Origin of the sequence: Bradyrhizobium cosmicum, from assembly GCF_007290395.2 — a bacterium.
GTDB lineage: Bacteria > Pseudomonadota > Alphaproteobacteria > Rhizobiales > Xanthobacteraceae > Bradyrhizobium > Bradyrhizobium cosmicum.
This window is the reverse complement of record NZ_CP041656.2, coordinates 3,208,861-3,226,487: the sequence shown is the minus strand read 5'-3', so window position 1 is coordinate 3,226,487 and position 17,627 is coordinate 3,208,861. Positions and strand designations below refer to the sequence as shown.

The following is a 17,627-nucleotide window of genomic DNA, read 5'->3' as shown; positions in this document are numbered from 1 at the left end:
AAGCCGGCACCTCTGAGCACCCCCGCCGCCTACGCCGTCCGCAACACCGGCGGATGCGACGGCCGGATCAGCGCGAAGGCCACCTGCACGATCCCTCCGGCAAGACCCAGCGCGACGCCGATGCGCCAGGCCATCGTGTACGAGCCGAGCGCGTCGTAAAGCACCCCGCCTCCGTAGGCGCCGAGGAAGCTGCCGATCTGGTGGCTCATGAAGGCGAGGCCCTGGATCATCGCCTGCCAGCGCAGGCCGAACATCTCAGCGACGGCGCCTGCGACCAGTGGGCCGACGCCCATCCACAGGAAGCCCATGATCGCGCCGAACAGCAGCGTCGAGGATGGCGTTGCCGGCAGCATGAAATACCAGGCCAGCGCGAGCGAACGCAGCACGTAGATGCCCCCTAACAGCGCCAGCTTGTTCCAGCGCTGGCCGGCCCAGCCGAAGAACAGCGAGCCCAGCACGTTGAAGCCGCCGATCATGCCGAGCGTCTGCGCGCTCAGCATCGGATCGAGGCCGCAGATGGCGAGATACGACGGCAGATGCGTGGTGAGGAACACCAGCTGCATGCCACAGACGAGATAGGCGCAGGTCATGACCACAAAGGAGGCATTGCCGAACGCGGTCCTCGCCGCAGTGGTGGCGGTGGCATCGCTGATGTCATCGGCGGCCGGCTTCGGCAGCGGAATCTTGTCGACGCGGCCGGCGTACCAGGCCGCGGGAATCATCAGAACCGACATCACCACGAAACCGGCGAGTCCGGCGCGCCAGCCAAATCCTTCGTTGAGCATCTGCCCGAGCGGCGCCGACAGCAGCGCGCCGAGCGAGCCCGCGCCGGAGACGATGCCGAGGACCGTGGAGCGCACCGTTGCGGGTACCGCGCGCGCCGCCACCGACATCGCGATCGCAGCCGCGGTGCACGCGAGCGAGGTGCCGATCAGCACGCCGGCCCCGATCATGATGCTGACCAGCCCGTTCGCGGTCGCCATCAGGATAAGGCCCGCGATGTACATCAGCGACCCCAAGATCATGATGGGACGGAAGCCGTAGCGCGTAGTCATCGCGCCTGCGAGCGGCTGAAGAAAGCCCCAGGCGAGGTTCTGCACGGCCAGCGCCAGCGTGAAATCCGAGATCGAAATGTGGATGTCATGCGTGAGCGGCTGCATGAAGATGCCGAGGCTCTGCCGCAGCCCCATGCTCAGCGTCAACATGATCGAGGCGCCGATCAGGATGGGCAAGGTCGGCCGCAGGACCTGCAACAGGGGCATTTCATTCTCCCTCTTGGGCGCGGCGCGCGCGCCGGCGTCTGCAATTCGCAATGATTTTGGTTACACAGACCTGTGCACTTAGGCTATGGATAGCCGGTGCTGTCAAGCCAAGAGGACGTTCGCTGTCGCATGGCTCCCCCGCCCGCCCCACAGACGATGAAAGAACGGATCCTCGAGACCGCCGACAAGCTGTTCTACCTGCAGGGCATTCGCGCCATCGGCGTCGACACCATCGCGGCCGAGATCGGCATCTCCAAGCGCACGCTCTACAACCACTTCCCCTCCAAGGACGCGCTGATCGCGGCCTATCTGGAGCGCCGCTTCGTCGCTCAGCGCCCCTCCGACAAGCCGCCGGCCGAGCAGATCCTCGCCACCTTCGATTCGCTCGAGCGGCGTTTTTCGGCCAAGGATTTTCGCGGCTGCCCGTTCGTGAATGCGGTGGCCGAGCTCGGTCCCACGGACCGCGCCGTGAAAAAGATCGCCGTCGCCTTCAAGGAAAGCCGCCGCGTCTGGTTTCGCGACCGGCTGACCGAACTCGGCGTCGCCGATGCGGACGCGCTCGCCACCCAGCTCGTGCTGCTGGTCGACGGCGCGATCGCGCAGGACCTTGTGCGCGACGATCCCGCGATGGCGCGCGCGGCGAAGGACGCGGCGAAGGTGTTGTTGCGCAACGCGGGGGTGGATGTGGCGCGATCGAGCAGCAGCGCTTAGGGGATTGCAAGCCCACACCGCCTAACCGCTGGGTTCGTATCGCAAGACGCTAGCGAACGCGGCGCATCGCTGCTTCGCGATGGTTGTTCGGCTCAACCAAGTCCACCCTGCAATGCGCCGTAGATGGCGCGTTGATAGACCGGCAAGGCCCTTCGGCCCGCGGCGCCACGGCCCGTCGCAATCGTCGCGCCCGAGTTTGCCGAAACGGGCACCTGATGCTGAATCAGATAGATCATGATCAGATCGTGAACCGGATCGGCTTGCCACCAGGTACCGAATATGCCCGGCCAGGTGATCGAGCCAGGAGCGCCGCAAGCATAGGGATTGTCGATGGGATCTTCGGCAATCGAGAGCCCCAGTCCGAAACCGGATTTCTGCCAGAGCGGCATGCCTGCGAACGAGACCTGGCGCTGGGCATCGGTCAGCCGGTTCGTTCGCATCAGCTGGACAGTCTCGGGCCTCAGCAATCGAACGCCATCGTGCTCGCCGCCGCCGAGCAGCATGAGCGCGAACCGGTGATAGTCCGGCGCGGACGAAATCAAGCCGCCCCCGCCCGGCGTATAGGCCGGCGGTTCGTCGTACATATCGGGCACGACTCTCAAGAGCTGACCGGCCGTCTCATCATATCCGTAGAGGCTGGCGAGATGGCCGCGCCTGTCCTGCGGAAGCCAGAAGTCCGTGTTCTCCATGCCCAGCGGCGCGAAGATCATCTCCCGCAGAACGCTTCGCAACGGCTTTCCGAGCAGACGCCCAATCAGAAAGCCAAGAACGTCCGTCGAATGGCCGTAGTGGAACAACTCGCCCGGCTGATAGGCCAGCGGCAGTGTGCCGAGCGCCGCCAGCCATTCGTCGGGCGTCAAACGATTCATCGCGGGATCGCCAAGCGCCTCCTCATAGGCCTGCTTGAGGGGCCCCTCCGAGAAGAACGCGTAAGCGATTCCCGAACGATGCGTCAGCAGATCCTCGAGCGTGATCTCGCGCCGCGCCGGCACCGTGTCTTCCAGCGGCCCCGCGGCATTCCGCATGACCTTTGGCTCGGCGAGTTCTGGAATCCAGCGCGATATCGGGTCCGACAGCGCGATCCTACCCTGCTCCACGAGCATCAAGGCCGCCACCGAAGTGATCGGTTTGGTCATCGAGGCGATGCGGAACAGGGTATCCGGTCGCATCGCCGTCTTCGTTTCGACATCGGACCATCCAAGCGCCTCGGATTGAACGGTCTTGCCGCGATGCGAGGTGAGCGTCACGATGCCTGCGAGCTCACCCCGATCGATGAATTGCCGGAGCGCCGGACCGGCTTCGGCAAGCTTGGCGGGATCAAGACCGCCAACGCTGCCAATGACACCATGGGTCATGCTGGGAGCTTCAATCCGCCTTGAAATCGTCGGTCAGGATCGGCCCGAACAGCACCCAGCGCTGCCCGTCGAACTTCATCATCTGGAATTGCTTGTTGATGCGATAGTCGTCGGGACTGGTGTTGATCGACATTCCAGGCAATCCCAGATCGGGGACGAAGCCCTTGATGCTGGTGGCCTGCTTCATGATGTTGGCGCGGGTGAGTTCGTCGCCGCATTGCTTCAAGATGTGGACCAGCAGCGCCGCCGTCGAATATCCGTAGGTGGCGAAGCCGCTGTTGGCATCTTCGCCGGGCGCGTATTTCGCCATGAAGGCCTTGTAGCGCTTCATGCCCTCGTCGTCAGCCCATTGCGGATCGAGCGGGTCTTTGCCGTAGTTGACCGAGATGATGTCCTTGGCATTCTCGAGGCCCGCCGGCACGAGGACTTGGCCCACGGCTGTCGCGTTGACCTCCAGGATATGGACGGGCTTCCAGCCGAGCTCCGTCGCTTTCCTGATCGATTGCGCGGCGAATTTCGGCGTCGACATGTTGTAGAAGAGATCGGCGCCTGACGCTTTCAGCGTCACCATCTGGGAGTCGATGGTCGGGTCGGCCAATTCGTAGGACAGCTCCTTGACGATCATGCTCGTCTTGGCGCCGAGCCCTTCCTTCAGGCCCTTGACGTAATCTTTGCCGAGATCGTCGTTCTGATAGAGGATGCCGATCTTGGCGTTCGGATAGTTTTCCAGAATATGCTTGGCGTAGATGTGCGCTTCCGACTGGTAGTTGGGGTTGGCGGAGATCGTCCAGGGGAAATTTTTCGGGTCAGTGAAGCGTGATGCTCCACTTCCCGCGAGGAGTTGCGGGACCCCCTTGCTGTTCAGGTATTTCTGCACGGCCGAGTTCGGCGGCGTGCCAATGATCTGGAACGTTGTGAGCACTTCATCGCTTTCAACAAGCTTGCGAACCTGCTCGACCGTCTTCGGCGGGCTGTAGCCGTCGTCGTACTGGATGAGATTGATCCGGCGGCCGTTGACCCCACCCTGCTCGTTGATCATGCGGATGTAGGCGGCCTCCGCTTTGCCGATGGCTCCGAATGCAGACGCCGGGCCGCTCAACGGGTTGGTCTGACCGATCTTGATCTCTGTGTCGGTTGCGCCGGTGTCGTATTTCTTTTGCGCAAGTGCGGGTGTCGCAAGTGTGGTGCCGAGCATCAGCATCGCTGCTGCCATCGACTTCAAGCCAGTCATGGAATCCTCCCGTCAGGCAGCTGGTCGTTGCCAGCCGATGTTCTGGATTGCGTTCACGTCCAGCGGCCGCCGGACGATCGCGGATTGTTGGCAAATGCCGGATGCCGTGGTCCGGCTCCTTCGCCACTACCCCGGGGGGTCGCGGCAGGTCAAGTTCATTCATTTAGCACTAAATGAAAATTATGGACGAACGGCCGGCTCACGCTTGACCGGGCCGGGCCCGCATCCCATCGTGAAGTCGAGTTGATCGGATCAATTGCTGTCTTCCCGGACGCGTCCGATCAGGAAGACGGAGATCATGCCAGCAGCGCAAAAACTCGAGGGCCGCCGTACACGCGCCGAGCAGCGGGCGGCGACCGTGAAGCTGATCCTCGACACGAGCGAGGAGCTGTTCGCGCAGTTCGGCTATTTCGGGGTCACGATCAAGGACGTCGCCGACAGGATGGGCATCCATCCCGCGCTCATTCACTACTATTTCGATGGCAAGACGTCGCTGTTCGATGCCGTGTTCGAACGCCGCGTCGCGCATGCGGTGACGTTGCGGACCGCCGAACTCGACGCCTACGAGGCGAGGACCAAGGGCCGCCCGACCGTCGAAGGCGCGCTCCGCGCCTATTACGATGGCGCCTTCGACGTCTACATCAATGACGAGCAGGCCTGGCGCAATTTCGGCCGCATCTTCGCTCAGGTCAACAACGCGCCGGGCTATGGCGCGGAGAAGATGGAGGCCTATCTCGATCCGCTCGTGCTGAGGCTGATCGGCCTGCTCCAGAAGGCCCTGCCCGACGCGAAGCCCGAGGACTTGTTCTGGGGCTTCCAGTTCACCTCGGGGGCCTATTCGCTGCTGATGTCGCGGACGGGCCGCATCGACCGTCTCTCAAAGAATTTGTGTTCGTCCGATGACTTCGAAGCCGTTCGCGAGCGCTTCGTCACGTTCATGGCGGGCGGCTTCAACGCGCTCTACAAGCGGCGCAAAGGCAGGTCGCGCCCGTCGACGCGCACCTTGCGATCGTAGCGCGGGACCATCAGTGCCCGCGGAACCGCCCCGGCATGGTGTTGGTGTCGCCGCCGGCCTCACGCCGCCTGCGACACCACGCGATTGCGGCCGTCGTGCTTGGCGCGGTAGAGCGCGGTGTCGGCGCGCTTGAGGACATCGGCAACCGCCTCGCCCTTCTGCTCCAGCGTGGTCAAGCCGATCGAGATCGTGACCTCGATGCGCTTGGTGCCCTTGTGGACCGCGAACGGCTCGCCCGCGATCGAGCGGCGCAGGCGTTCCGCGACCATGCCGGCGACGTGCAGGTCGGTCTCCGGCATCACGATAACGAACTCCTCGCCGCCATAGCGGCAGGCAAGGTCGATGCCACGGATCGATTTGCGCACGCGCACCGCGAATTCGCGCAGCACGTCGTCGCCGGCGTCGTGGCCGTAATTGTCGTTGATCGACTTGAAATAGTCGATGTCGAGGATCATCAGCGCCAGCGGCTTGCCGCGGGTCGAGGCCTGCTCGGCGAGCGTCGCCAGATGGCTCTCCATGTAGCGACGATTGTGCAGGCCGGTCAGCGCGTCCGTGATCGCCATCTCGATCGAGTTCTGCACGTTGTCGCGCAGGTGATCGGTGTAGCGGCGGCGGCGGATCTGGGTGCGGGCGCGCGCAAGAAGTTCGGTCTTGTCGATGGGACGCAGCAGATAGTCGTTGACGCCGATCTCGAGGCCGCGGAGCAGCCGCGTCGAGTTCTCGGGGTCCGCGATCGCCAGGATCGGCACGTGGCGCGTGCGCTCCAGCGAGCGCGCCTGGCTGCACAGCCGCAGGCCATCGAAATTGTTGAGATCGAGCGAGACGATCAGGAGGTCGTAATTGCCCTCGGCGGCGTGGAACAGCGCTTCGGTCGGGTTCGGCTCGACGTCGACGGTGTGCTCGGCCGCGAGCAGGCCCGCCAGCCGCTCGTAGGAGGACTGGCGGTCGTCGACCAGCAGGATGCGGCCGCCCTTGCCGGTGTCGGCGACCGCGCTACGCTCGGGCGCCTGCATGCCGATCTCGAGCGAGGTGATGGCGCGCATGCGCAGCTCGTCGGTCATCATCTTCAGCCGTGTCAGCGAGCGCACGCGCGCGATCAGCACGACATCGGAGACGGGTTTGGTCAGGAAGTCGTCGGCGCCGGCCTCCAGGCCGCGATTGCGGTCGGCGGGGCTGTCGAGCGCGGTGACCATCACGACCGGGATGTGGTGCGTCGCCGGATCGCTCTTGAGGCGGCGGCAGACCTCGAAGCCGTCGATGTCGGGCATCATGACGTCGAGCAGAATGATGTCGCATTCGGCGCGGGCGCAGATCGCAAGCGCCTCGGTGCCGTTCGAGGCGGTCATCACGTCGAAATATTCGGCCGACAGGCGGGCTTCGAGCAGCTTGACGTTGGCAGGGACGTCATCGACAACGAGGATACGCGCGGACACTTTGAACTCACTTCCTATCCGATGAAACGCCGGACCGTCTCAATGAATTTGCCGACCGAGATCGGCTTGGACAAATAGGCCTCGCAGCCGCCCTCGCGGATGCGCTCTTCGTCGCCCTTCATCGCGAACGCGGTGACCGCGACGACGGGAATGGCACGCAGCTCCGGATCGTCCTTGATCCAGCGCGTCACCTGCAGGCCGGAGACCTGCGGCAATTGGATATCCATCAGCACGAGGTCGGGCCGCATCTTGCGAACGAGGTCCAGCGCCTCGTAGCCGTTGCTGGTGCCGGTGGTCTGGTAGCCGTGCGCCTCCAACAGGTCGCGGAAGAGCTTCATGTTGAGCTCGTTGTCTTCCACGATCAGGACGGTCTTAGCCATCCCGCCCTCCTGTTTGGTCCGTGGACCGATGCATGTGACGCCTCAGGCGCCGCTCGCGGGCGCTTCGAAAACTGGATTCAAACTAGCCTCAGATTCGCTCTAGTTTCGTTAAACCCGAGGGCCCACTTTCTGCGATGTGGTTTCCAGTTGCTTGTCGAGGGTCCAGAGACTCGGGCATGATGGTTTCAAAGTAGACACCTAAAGTTAACGGAAAGGCAAACCGGCCCCTTGAAAAAGCCTGTTCACAACCCCCGCGAAGTCGCTGAAATCGTTGCGATTCAGGCTTTGTCCTTCGTCGCGGGCGATCCCGAGCGACTGGGCCTGTTCCTGGCTGAGACAGGTGTCGGCCCTGAGTCCTTGCGGAACGCCGCCTCGGATCCCGGTTTCCTGCTCAGCGTGCTCGATTTCGTGATGCGCGATGACGCCACCGTGAAGGCCTTTGCCAGCTCCGTGGAACTGCACCCCACCAACGTGGCTGCTGCCCGGCAGGTCCTCGGCGACGCGCTGGGCGACCGGACCTGGGAGCGCGACGTGCCGTGAGCGCCCCAGAGGCGGCCGGGCCCCGCTGTTTCTGCCGGGATTGTTCGGCCGATCTGGATGTGGGCGTGCGGCGCTGTTCCGCCTGCGGCTCCCCCCGCCTCGTCCGCCACCGCGCGCTCGCGAGCCTGACCATCGCCCATATCGACTGCGACGCCTTCTATGCGACGGTCGAGAAGCGCGACAACCCTGACATCGCCGATAAGCCCGTCATCATCGGCGGCGGCAAACGCGGCGTGGTGTCAGCCGCCTGCTACATCGCCCGCACCTATGGCGTGCGTTCGGCGATGCCGATGTTCAAGGCGCTCGACGCCTGCCCGCATGCGATCGTGATTCCGCCGGACATCGCGAAGTACGTCCGCGTCGGCCGCGAGGTGCGCCAGGCCATGCAGGCGCTGACGCCGCTGGTCGAGCCGCTCTCGATCGACGAGGCCTTCCTCGATCTCTCCGGCACCGAGCGCGTCCACGGCATGATCCCGGCCAAGGTGCTGGCGCGCTTCGCCCGCGAGGTCGAACGCGACATCGGCATCAGCGTCTCGGTCGGCCTGTCCTGCAACAAGTTTCTCGCCAAGATCGCCTCCGACCTCGACAAGCCGCGCGGCTTTGCCGCGCTCGATCAGGAGGAAGCCCGTCTGATGCTCGCCGAGAAGCCGGTCGGCTTCATCTTCGGCGTCGGCCCCGCGACGCAGGAGCGCCTGGGGCAGCGTGGCTTCCGTCTCATCGCGGACCTGCAGAAGGCCGACGAGATCGAGATGATGCGGCAGTTTCCGAGCGACGGCCGCAGGCTGTGGCGGCTCGCGCGCGGCATCGACGACCGCCGCGTCGAACCTGATCGCGGCGCCAAAACGATTTCCAGCGAGACCACTTTCGAGACCGACATCCGCGATTTTGCCACGCTGGAAAAGATCCTGTGGCGGCTGTGCGAGAAGACGTCGTCACGCCTCAAGAGCAGCGAACTGGCCGGCTCCACCGTCACGCTGAAGCTGAAGACCGCCGATTTCCGCCAGCGCACCCGCTCGCAGTCGATCGTCGCCCCGACGCAGCTCGCCGCAAAGATCTTTTCGATCTGCCGCGAGATGCTGGGCAAGGAGATCGACGGCACCGCCTTCCGCCTGATGGGCGCCGGCGTCAGCGCGCTGCGCGAAGGCTCGCCTGCCGACGACACCGACATGCTCGACCGCCGCGCCGCCCATGCCGAACGCGCGGTGGACAGCCTGCGCAAGAAGTTCGGCAGCGCCGCGGTGATCCGCGGCATCGCCTATGAGGGGCCGGAGAAGGCGGAAGAGTGAACAGAACCTTATTTGTTTTGCCGCACTTGCTTAGGACTTGGTCGGCACCACCAAGGTCGTGCCAAGCGTCCTACCCCTTCCCCAACGCAAAACTCAGGTTTCGTCTTCCCCGCTCTGCGTCTAGGCCAAGTATTGTAACGCAGCCGATCAAGTCTCCACTCGAGTTCCAGAACGCGTGAACGGCGCCTGTTGGCGCGAGAAAGGGCTGTCCCTCGATCACATCGTTCGCGTCATGAGCCGACAAGGATTCGATCAGTTCGGCCAAACCGCAGGCTTCAATACCTTGCTCGCGACAATGGGCCTGCCGGAGCCGGTAGACACGCAATAAATCTGCTGCGGTGCTGCTTGCACCGGAGCTCACATTGCCCGCGAAAACAACATGCTCGTTGCCGAGAGCAGACAGGGCGACTACGGCCCATTCATTGGCCGCATGCGCCTGCAACGCCGAGACGAGCCTGTTCTTTACGTCCACGATCCAATCATCAAAGTGCGCGTGATCCGGGTCGAGCAAAATCCGGGCTACAGGTTCGTAGCCCGGATGGAGCGAAGCGCAATCCGGGCTCAGGAATCAATCAGGGACCTCGGCGCCTTCCGAAAAATCCCACGATGTCATCATGCCACTGTTTTGCCCGACGCGTCAAATAAAATTCGCCAAATACGAAATAAAGACTCATACTCGCAACTCCCCGCGATTGCTACGCGTTGGCCGACAGGCGCGTGGTCGGCCGTCGGTTGTCGAAGACTCCGCCTCGCCGAAGATGCCGCGCTCCTTGCCGGTGTGTCGCTGATTTGCCAATCACGGCAAGAGCTTGATCGAACAAACATTGTGCCCCCGTGCCACTGCGGCTCTACTGTGCATGGGGTTGTTTTTCAGTTTCTTGCGGGCCGGCTTGCGCAGAGGACCGTCGTCGCGGCTGATCAGGGCCGCGGCGATCCGGATGGCTTCATTCGATGTCATGTCGACGCTTCAATCCGCAACGGCGATCGCCTCGATCTCGATCAGCCATTCCGGCGCCGCGAGCGCCGAGACGCCGACGAGCGTCGAGGCCGGCGGCTCCATCCCTTCGAAGAAGACCGAGCGGGCCTTGCCGATGATCGGGCGCAGCTCCGGCTTGTAGCCGACGACGAAGGTCGTGATCTTGACGATGTTGGCGTAGCTTGCACCGGCCGCCTTCAGCGCGTGGCCGAGATTCTGCATCACCTGCGTGGTCTGCGCGGCGAGATCGCCCTCGCCGACGATCCGCCCTTCCTCGTCCACGGCCACCTGGCCGGAGATGTAGATGGTGCGTGCGCCGGTGGCGGTGACGACGTGGGAATAAGCGGGGTTGTTGTGAAGGCCGCTGGGACGGAGATGGGCGAGCTTGGGCATGGGCTTTCTCCCGGAGGTCAGAGGTTGGGAGCAAGCGTAGCCGCAGAGTGCGACAAGGGCTAGACGTCTCGCCCTCAATTACAGGGCTTGCTGTCCTTCACGTCGAACTTGCCCATCGCGCCGGAAATCACGAAATCGTTGTAATCCAGCACGAGCTGGCGGGAGACGCCGTTTTCGTAGAGCTCGAACGCCATCGCGTAGACCGGCGTCTGCTCGCCCTCTTTCTGCTGGGACTCGCGGTCGAAATAGCTGACGGTGACGGGCCAGCGCTTCAGCGACTTCATGTGCTCGTCCGACGTCGATGCATCGGGCGAGGCGGTGCGGTCGGCAGGGATCGGCTGGCCGATCACGGTCAGGGTATTGTAGACCTTCTGGCCGTCGTCGGAGCCGTCATAGACGGAGAGCTCGAGCAGAGACTTGCCGTCCTTGGCGGCGGCGATGATGCGCTGGATCTGCTCGGTCGGGAACACGATCTTGCCGTCGAGGGTGAAGCTCTTCGGCGCCGGCAGCTTCAGCTTGACGTTGATATGGTCGCCGTCGCGCTCGGCCGAACCGTCGACACGGCCGGCGTCGGCCTCGTTCATCCGCGTCTCGATCTTGAAGCGGTAGCTCTTGCCCGCGGCGTCCTCCCAGGAATTGGAGCGGAGGTCGCTCAGCGTGATCTTGCCCTCGCCGCTGTCGAGCTCGGACACCTGCCGGAATTCGGAGGTGTAGCCCTCGCACGAGCTCCCAGTGAAGTTGTAGAGGATGCGGCCGCGCGCGCTGTTGACCGAATTGGAGCGCGATTTGACCAGGCTGAGGTCATAGAGCGCCTGATGCGCGAGGAACGGACCGCTGGCCGCCTGCGCTCCGCCGCTGGAGCCGAGGGCTGCCGCCGCGAGCGCCATCACACCGAGCGAAGTCCGGAAAAGGTGCACCATGTCTGTTCCTTGAAGATGCGTCCTTGGGGAAAGCGCAGATTCGACAGTTTAGTGACCGTTCCATTGCGTCGCAACTGAGGCGGTCTCACGTAAAATTGCGGCCCGCCCGCTGAACCTCCTGCCCTGCCTCAACAAAATGCATCCCCTCCGGTTGCTTGCATGTGGCGGCACGATGGGCGAAACAGGGCCCGCCCGGCCGCCAATGCAAGCGCCCGGGCGGATGATTTTCAGGACAACGAGGTCGAACATGGCGGGCACGGTCGAGCAGAAACTGGCGGAACAGGGCATCAAGCTGCACGAGGCTCCGACCCCCGTGGCCAACTATGTCCCGTTCGTGCGCACCGGCAATTTGCTGTTCGTCTCGGGCCAGGTCTGCTTCGCCCCTGACGGCAAGCTGATCGCCAAGGGCAAGCTGGGTGCCGGCGTCTCCATCGAAGAGGGTGCCGCGGCGGCACGCGGCTGCGCGGTCAATTTGCTGGCCCAGGTCAAGGCGGCGCTTGGCGACCTCGACAAGGTCGTGCGCGTGGTGCGCCTCGGTGGCTTCATCAACTCGGCGCCGGACTTCCTGGACGGGCCGAAGGTGCTCAACGGCGCCTCCGACCTGATGGTCGCCGCGTTCGGTGACAAGGGCCGCCATGCCCGCACCACGGTCGGCGTCGCCTCGCTGCCCGCGGATGCGGCGGTCGAGGTCGAAGGCGTGTTCGAGGTCGCCTGACGCGCATGCGCGCTCCGGATTGGCTGACAGCCCGGCCGGTCGCCCATCGCGGCCTGCACGACATTTCCCGCGGTATCGTCGAGAACATGCCCGGCGCGGTGCAGGCTGCCGTCGCCGGCAATTTCTCGATCGAGGTCGACATCCAGCTCTCCGCCGACGGCGAGGCGATGGTGCACCACGACCATGCCCTGGGCCGCCTCACCGAGGCCACCGGCGCGGTCGTGGCGAAGACAGCCGCGGAACTGAGAGCCGTCAAATTCAAGGACACGGACGAGCGAATGATGTCGCTCTCCGACCTCTGCGCCATGGTCGCCGGCCGCGTGCCGCTGGTGATCGAGGTCAAGAGCCATTTTGACGGCGACCGCAAGCTGGTGACGCGGATGGCCGAGGTGCTGGCGTCCTATCAGGGCCCCGCGGTCGGCATGTCGTTCGATCCCGACCAGGTGCTGGCGCTGCGCCAGTTGCTGCCGTCCCGCCCGCGCGGCATCGTCGCCCAGCGGAGCTATGAGGACGAATACTGGGCCACCCTGACCCAGCAGCAGCGCGACAGCATGCTGTACCTGCGCCACGGCTTCCAGACCCAGCCCCACTTCGTCGCCTTCAAGGTCGACCACCTCCCGGCGCCCGCCCCCTGGATCGCCCGCAACGTCTTCGGCTGCGCCCTGCTCGGCTGGACTGTCCGCACCCCGGAGCAGCGGACGCGGGTCGGACAGTATGCGGACCAGATGATTTTTGAGGGGTTCGTGCCGTAGGGCCTGACGTTCCCGCCCTCTTGAAGTCGCTGCTGCAATGCACGATCTTGGGCGCGATGGGATCATCTGAAATCACGCTCGAGGCCGTACCTTCCATTGCCGAGGTGGCTCCTGAGGATTGGGACGCCTGCGCCAATCCAGGCGGTCGGTGCAATGGGAGGAGCAACGGAACCTCACCCGCCCCTTCAGGCGATTCGGCCGGCCTCTTAGGACCCGCCTATAACCCGTTCGTCTCGCACGCGTTTCTTTCGGCTGTTGAGAAATCGGGTTCAGCGACGATCCGCACCGGCTGGGGACCGCGGCACCTCGTGGCCAAGATCGATGGCCGCGTCGTTGGCGTCGTGCCCTGCTATCTGAAATCGCACTCGCAAGGCGAATACGTCTTCGACCGCGGTTGGGCGGATGCCTATGAGCGGGCCGGCGGGCGCTACTATCCCAAGCTTCAGGTCTCGGTTCCCTTCACCCCGGCCACGGGGCCGCGGCTGCTGGTTCGCGATGGCGTCGACCGCGAGCGTATCACCGAGGCGCTCGCGAGCGGGCTGGTGGCGCTGTGCGGCGTCAGCAAGGCCTCGTCGGTGCACGTCACCTTCGCACTTGAGGTGGAGTGGAAGCTGCTCGCCGCGCACGGCTTCCTGCAGCGGACCGACCAGCAGTTCCACTGGCACAATGAGGGATTTGCGACCTTCGACGACTTCCTCGCCACGCTGAATTCGCGCCACCGCAAATCGATCAAGCGCGAGCGCCGCGATGCGCTGGCCGCCGGCATCAGCATCCACTGGCTCACGGGCAAGGACATCACCGAGGATGCCTGGGACGCCTTCTTCGAGTTCTACATGGAGACCGGCTCGCGCAAATGGGGCCGCCCTTACCTCACGCGCGAGTTCTTCTCGCTGATCGGCGAGACCATGAGCGACGACGTGCTCTTGGTGATGGCGCGTCGCAACGATCGCTGGATCGCGGGCGCGATCAACTTCATCGGTTCGGACACACTGTTCGGCCGCAACTGGGGCGCGGTCGAGCATCATCCCTTCCTGCACTTCGAGGTCTGCTACTATCAGGCGATCGACTTCGCCATCAAACGCGGCTTGAGGTATGTCGAGGCCGGCGCGCAGGGCGAGCACAAGATCGCGCGCGGCTACCTGCCGCGAACCACCCACTCCGCCCACTTCATCGCCGATCCGGGCCTGCGCCGCGCCATCGACGACTACCTCAAGCGGGAGCGCGCCTATGTCGCCGAGGCCGGACGCGAGCTCGCCGAGCTCGGCCCGTTCCGCAAAGGCATCGACGAGGCGCCTTGACGGTTCACCGTGGCTGATGACAGTAAGCGCGAAATTCTGAGGGAGCCGCCGCCATGACCGCCTACGACACCAACAACATCTTCGCAAAAATTCTGCGCGGCGAATTTCCCTGCCACAAGGTCTATGAGGACGAGCATGTGCTGGCCTTCCTCGACATCATGCCGCGGGTGCCCGGCCATACGCTGGTGATCCCGAAGGCCCCCGCTCGCAACATCCTCGACATCAAGCCGGACGACTACGCCCATGTCGCCCGCGGCGCGCACAAGATCGCCGCCGCCGCGATGAAGGCGTTCAACGCCGACGGCATCACCGTGCAGCAATTCAACGAGCCCGCCGGCGGGCAGGTGGTGTTTCACCTCCACATGCACGTGATGCCGCGCCATGACGGCGTCGCGATGCTGCCGCCGGCCAGCCGCAAGGAAGACGTCAAGGTGCTGGAAGAAAACGCGACCAAGCTGATCGCGGCGCTGAAGGCGGGCTAGGTCTATCCGCTCGTCATTCCGACTGAAAATCCCCGGCCTGCGGCGCCGCTAGTGGCGTGAACTCGCAGCGGTCGGGCTTGATGTCGATCAGCGGCGTGTTGTCGATGCAATCGAGCCCGCGCACGAGGATGGCGTTTCCCTCGATGCCGACCAGCTTCACGATGGAGGTGCCGATCGGATTGGGCCGGACCGGCGAGCGCAGCGAAAAGGTGCCGCGGGTCTTCTCGTTGTTCTTAGGGCTTTGCAGCACGATGTCGCGGCGCGAGCGGTCGAGCCAGTACAGCACCTCGAGGTTGCCATAGAAGTCGACGCCCTTGATGGCCGGCACGAACGGCTCGAAGATCTCGAGGCGGCAGATCGGTCCGTCGGCGCGGCCCTGCCGCGGCGTCTCCAGACGCGAAGTCCAGGGCGTGCGGATACGACCGATGAAGACCAGACCGGCATCCTGCGTCGGCGGCAGCTCGATGGCGACCTCGCCCTCGCGGAGCTCGTTTTCGCGAACCATATTTCCAGTTCCTCAGCTATTCGGAGGCGGTTTTAGCCCAACCACCACGTGCCGGCCAGCATGAACACTTCGCCCGTCACCACGCCCGCGAAGATCGAGCGGCGGGTCAACAGGAAGACGACGAAGCCGGCGGCGACCGCGCCATAGCGCAGAACGTCCGGCACGCTGGCGAGCGCCCCTGGCGGCTCGACCACGATCTGGGCGATGACGCCGGCCAGGATGGCAGTGGCGACCGCCCTCACCCAGACCAGCAGCTCGGAGCCTTCGTCGATGCCGCCGCCGAACCACAGGCCCAGCATGCGCCAGATCTGGTTGGGAACGACGCCGGCGACGAACAGCACCGCCAGCGCGTGCCAGTCACCGATAAACTGGGCAAAACTCATGCGCGCACCACCCGCCACCAATGGACGCCATAGGCGATCGTCCCCGCGACGAGGCCGCTGACGAGGATATCGAGGCCGGAGTTCATCTTCGCCGCCAGCGGATAAAGCAGGATCCCCAGCGTCAGCGCGACGACATCGGCAACCTCGCGGCTGTTGCGCGCGGTCGAGAACAGGAAGGACAGCGGCGTCAGCAACAGGATCGCGGCGCCAAGCGTCTGCGTGAGATTGGCGGCAAGGAAATAGCCGACCGTGTTGGCGGTAAGGCACACCGAGACCAGACCGCAACCGAGCCCATGGACGAAAGCGATGCGCCGCTCGCGCGGCACCTGCGGCAGGAAGCGGTGGCACTCCACCCACAACGTCACCGCCGTGAGATGCGCGGCGAATACGAGTTCGCGCCGCTTCGTCGTCGGCATGCGCATCAGGGGCAGCACCGAGACCACCATCGGAAACAGGCGGATGGCGCTGACGGTGACCGCGATCGCCGACTGGATGACGGTCGCGCCCGAGCCGAGCGTGGTGATCAGGATGATCTGCGCCGGACCTGCCCAGACGAACAGCGTCGAGCAGAGCGCCCAGAGCAGGCTGAAATGCGTGTCGTGGGCGAGCGCGCCGATGCCGAGATACGTCACGAACAGCACGACGGTGAGGATCGTCTGCGTGATCGAGCGCACCCCCCACGCAAAGGCGCGCCAGGGACTATGCCATTGAGGAGAATCGAGCGGAGGAAGCGCCACGGGACGGCCGGCTTGGATGAGGAATCGTTCCCGCATAACGGGCAATGCGGTGGCCTGCGTCAAGGAAGCTCACGGCGGAGCTGACATGCGCGACTCCGACATTCTCCGCCGTCATTCCGGGGCGCGACGCAGTCGCGAACCCGGAAGCCATTGGGCCACAGAGATTGCCGTGCGATGGATTCCGGGCTCGACGCTTCTCATCGCGCCGGAATGACAGCTTACCCTACCCGCTCATGCCCCGGTTCTTCAGCACGAAGCACGCGCCGCCGGCCTTGCGGATGCGGTTACACAACTCATCCGCCTCGCTGCGCGTGTCGGCACCGATGCGCACCTGGTAGAAGGAACGCGTGCCGCGGCTGCGCACCACCGAACTCAGCAGGCTCGGGTCTCGTTCGCCGATCACGGCGCTCAGCCGCGTCACGGCGCGGGAGTACATCGCCAGCGCCCGGCTGCGGTCGAACCCGGCGGCGAGCTGCACGCCCCAGACCTTTGCGGCAGCCAGCTCCACATGCTGCTCGAGCTCGGCAACGAAGGCATTCGGTGCACGCTTCAACAGCGCCATCAGATCGCGGCAGCTCGTTGGCGGCGAACTCGGCGGCCCCTTGCCGGTGCTGCCTGCCTTCGCCCACGCGTCGACACTCGTGCCCGTGATGGCGAAGACATAGTTGCGGGTCTGCTCCGGCATCGGACCGGTGCCGGCGAGCCATTCCTGCACCCGCCGCGGCCCGGCATTGTAGGCAGCGGCGGCCAGGCCGAGATTGCCGAACTGGTTGCGCAGCTCGTTGAGGAATTCGGCCGACTTCGGCAAGGCCTGCACCGGGTTGAAGGGATTGAGCAGCCCGCGCTCGCTCGCTGTGCCCGGCATGAACTGCGCGATCCCCTGCGCCTGCGCGCCGCTCCGCGTCATCGGGCCCACCGCATCGGCCTGGAAGCGGCTCTCCTGCCAGATCACGCGGGCGAAGAATTCCATCGGCAAATTGGCATCGCGCGCGGCCGCCTCGACGATCAGGCAGATCGACTCCCGCGTGTCGCTCTCGCGCGCATCGGGCTTGGCGGGAGGCACCGCAAGCTCTTCGACGCTTGGGATGGCGACACCCGTCCTGGCAGGCGAGCTGTCCCACGCCGCGGCCTGCGACATCGCGAGCAGCAGCGTCGCTGCGACCAGTGATACAAATCGCGCCAGCACTGCCCAAGCATCGCTGTGGCGCGCGTCGGCGCGCCATGCGACAAAGTGATCCGCCATGTTGTGGCAC

21 protein-coding genes are annotated in these 17,627 nt (G+C 64.7%); 8 read left to right on the top strand and 13 right to left on the bottom strand.

Annotated features, from left to right (window positions below; translation table 11 throughout):
* Positions 1-29 precede the first annotated feature (29 nt).
* Positions 30-1,262, bottom strand: a complete 1,233-nt coding sequence (locus FNV92_RS15515) for an MFS transporter (protein ID WP_143845790.1) — start codon at positions 1,260-1,262, stop codon at positions 30-32.
* 129 nt (positions 1,263-1,391) lie between these two features.
* On the opposite strand from FNV92_RS15515, the gene FNV92_RS15510 reads away from it, so the two are divergent.
* Complete coding sequence (locus FNV92_RS15510; protein ID WP_015685602.1) at positions 1,392-1,973, top strand: TetR/AcrR family transcriptional regulator; 582 nt, start codon at positions 1,392-1,394, stop codon at positions 1,971-1,973.
* Positions 1,974-2,065: 92 nt separating this feature from the next.
* On the opposite strand, the gene FNV92_RS15505 is transcribed toward FNV92_RS15510, so the two are convergent.
* Both FNV92_RS15505 and FNV92_RS15500 read right to left on the bottom strand, forming a co-directional pair.
* On the bottom strand, positions 2,066-3,328 hold the full coding sequence (locus tag FNV92_RS15505; protein ID WP_143845791.1) for a serine hydrolase domain-containing protein: 1,263 nt from the start codon (positions 3,326-3,328) through the stop codon (positions 2,066-2,068).
* Positions 3,329-3,338: 10 nt separating this feature from the next.
* Positions 3,339-4,559, bottom strand: a complete 1,221-nt coding sequence (locus FNV92_RS15500) for an ABC transporter substrate-binding protein (RefSeq protein ID WP_143845792.1) — start codon at positions 4,557-4,559, stop codon at positions 3,339-3,341.
* A 298-nt stretch (positions 4,560-4,857) separates the two neighbouring features.
* Between FNV92_RS15500 and FNV92_RS15495 the strand changes: the two genes are divergently transcribed.
* Positions 4,858-5,574, top strand: a complete 717-nt coding sequence (locus FNV92_RS15495) for a TetR/AcrR family transcriptional regulator (protein WP_015685599.1) — start codon at positions 4,858-4,860, stop codon at positions 5,572-5,574.
* 59 nt (positions 5,575-5,633) lie between these two features.
* Here FNV92_RS15495 and FNV92_RS15490 read toward each other — a convergent pair whose 3' ends face one another.
* Positions 5,634-7,007 carry a PleD family two-component system response regulator gene (locus FNV92_RS15490; protein WP_015685598.1) on the bottom strand — a complete coding sequence of 458 codons (1,374 nt, stop codon included), beginning with the start codon at positions 7,005-7,007 and terminating at the stop codon, positions 5,634-5,636.
* Positions 7,008-7,021: 14 nt separating this feature from the next.
* On the bottom strand, positions 7,022-7,387 hold the full coding sequence (locus FNV92_RS15485) for a response regulator (protein WP_015685597.1): 366 nt from the start codon (positions 7,385-7,387) through the stop codon (positions 7,022-7,024).
* 228 nt (positions 7,388-7,615) lie between these two features.
* On the opposite strand from FNV92_RS15485, the gene FNV92_RS15480 reads away from it, so the two are divergent.
* A complete protein-coding gene (locus tag FNV92_RS15480) occupies positions 7,616-7,927 on the top strand; it encodes a DUF3572 domain-containing protein (RefSeq protein ID WP_143845793.1) in 312 nt (103 codons plus the stop codon).
* Positions 7,924-9,213 (top strand): DNA polymerase IV, encoded by a 1,290-nt coding sequence (locus FNV92_RS15475; RefSeq protein ID WP_143845794.1) that lies wholly within the window; start codon positions 7,924-7,926, stop codon positions 9,211-9,213. Before FNV92_RS15480 ends, FNV92_RS15475 begins: the two co-directional genes overlap by 4 nt.
* 70 nt (positions 9,214-9,283) lie before the next feature.
* On the opposite strand, the gene FNV92_RS15470 is transcribed toward FNV92_RS15475, so the two are convergent.
* From FNV92_RS15470 to FNV92_RS15455, 4 genes are all read right to left on the bottom strand, one after another.
* A complete protein-coding gene (locus FNV92_RS15470) occupies positions 9,284-9,685 on the bottom strand; it encodes a hypothetical protein (protein WP_143845795.1) in 402 nt (133 codons plus the stop codon).
* A 324-nt stretch (positions 9,686-10,009) separates the two neighbouring features.
* Positions 10,010-10,171, bottom strand: a complete 162-nt coding sequence (locus tag FNV92_RS15465; RefSeq protein ID WP_168213702.1) for a hypothetical protein — start codon at positions 10,169-10,171, stop codon at positions 10,010-10,012.
* Between the two features lie 9 nt (positions 10,172-10,180).
* Complete coding sequence (locus FNV92_RS15460; protein ID WP_143845796.1) at positions 10,181-10,582, bottom strand: RidA family protein; 402 nt, start codon at positions 10,580-10,582, stop codon at positions 10,181-10,183.
* A gap of 74 nt (positions 10,583-10,656) precedes the next feature.
* Positions 10,657-11,502 carry a cell envelope integrity EipB family protein gene (locus FNV92_RS15455; protein ID WP_143845797.1) on the bottom strand — a complete coding sequence of 282 codons (846 nt, stop codon included), beginning with the start codon at positions 11,500-11,502 and terminating at the stop codon, positions 10,657-10,659.
* A gap of 247 nt (positions 11,503-11,749) precedes the next feature.
* Between FNV92_RS15455 and FNV92_RS15450 the strand changes: the two genes are divergently transcribed.
* The 4 genes from FNV92_RS15450 to FNV92_RS15435 are packed head-to-tail and all read left to right on the top strand — an operon-like array spanning position 11,750 to position 14,749.
* Positions 11,750-12,217 (top strand): RidA family protein, encoded by a 468-nt coding sequence (locus FNV92_RS15450; RefSeq protein ID WP_015685590.1) that lies wholly within the window; start codon positions 11,750-11,752, stop codon positions 12,215-12,217.
* Between the two features lie 5 nt (positions 12,218-12,222).
* A complete protein-coding gene (locus tag FNV92_RS15445; RefSeq protein WP_143845798.1) occupies positions 12,223-12,969 on the top strand; it encodes a glycerophosphodiester phosphodiesterase in 747 nt (248 codons plus the stop codon).
* Positions 12,970-13,025: 56 nt separating this feature from the next.
* A complete protein-coding gene (locus tag FNV92_RS15440; protein WP_143845799.1) occupies positions 13,026-14,267 on the top strand; it encodes a GNAT family N-acetyltransferase in 1,242 nt (413 codons plus the stop codon).
* A 53-nt stretch (positions 14,268-14,320) separates the two neighbouring features.
* On the top strand, positions 14,321-14,749 hold the full coding sequence (locus FNV92_RS15435) for an HIT family protein (RefSeq protein WP_015685587.1): 429 nt from the start codon (positions 14,321-14,323) through the stop codon (positions 14,747-14,749).
* 13 nt (positions 14,750-14,762) lie between these two features.
* Here the strand turns inward: FNV92_RS15435 and tsaA are convergent, their stop codons facing one another.
* The 4 genes from tsaA to FNV92_RS15415 all read right to left on the bottom strand — a co-directional run bounded on the left by tsaA (position 14,763) and on the right by FNV92_RS15415 (position 17,512).
* Positions 14,763-15,254 (bottom strand): tRNA (N6-threonylcarbamoyladenosine(37)-N6)-methyltransferase TrmO, encoded by a 492-nt coding sequence (tsaA, locus tag FNV92_RS15430; protein WP_015685586.1) that lies wholly within the window; start codon positions 15,252-15,254, stop codon positions 14,763-14,765.
* Between the two features lie 32 nt (positions 15,255-15,286).
* Positions 15,287-15,637 (bottom strand): AzlD domain-containing protein, encoded by a 351-nt coding sequence (locus FNV92_RS15425; protein ID WP_041748253.1) that lies wholly within the window; start codon positions 15,635-15,637, stop codon positions 15,287-15,289.
* Complete coding sequence (locus FNV92_RS15420; RefSeq protein ID WP_143845800.1) at positions 15,634-16,374, bottom strand: AzlC family ABC transporter permease; 741 nt, start codon at positions 16,372-16,374, stop codon at positions 15,634-15,636. The genes FNV92_RS15425 and FNV92_RS15420 overlap by 4 nt, the downstream gene beginning before the upstream one ends.
* A 223-nt stretch (positions 16,375-16,597) precedes the next feature.
* Entirely contained in the window at positions 16,598-17,512 is a 915-nt protein-coding gene (locus FNV92_RS15415) for a transglycosylase SLT domain-containing protein (RefSeq protein WP_168213834.1), read from the bottom strand.
* Between the last annotated feature and the right edge of the window lie 115 nt (positions 17,513-17,627).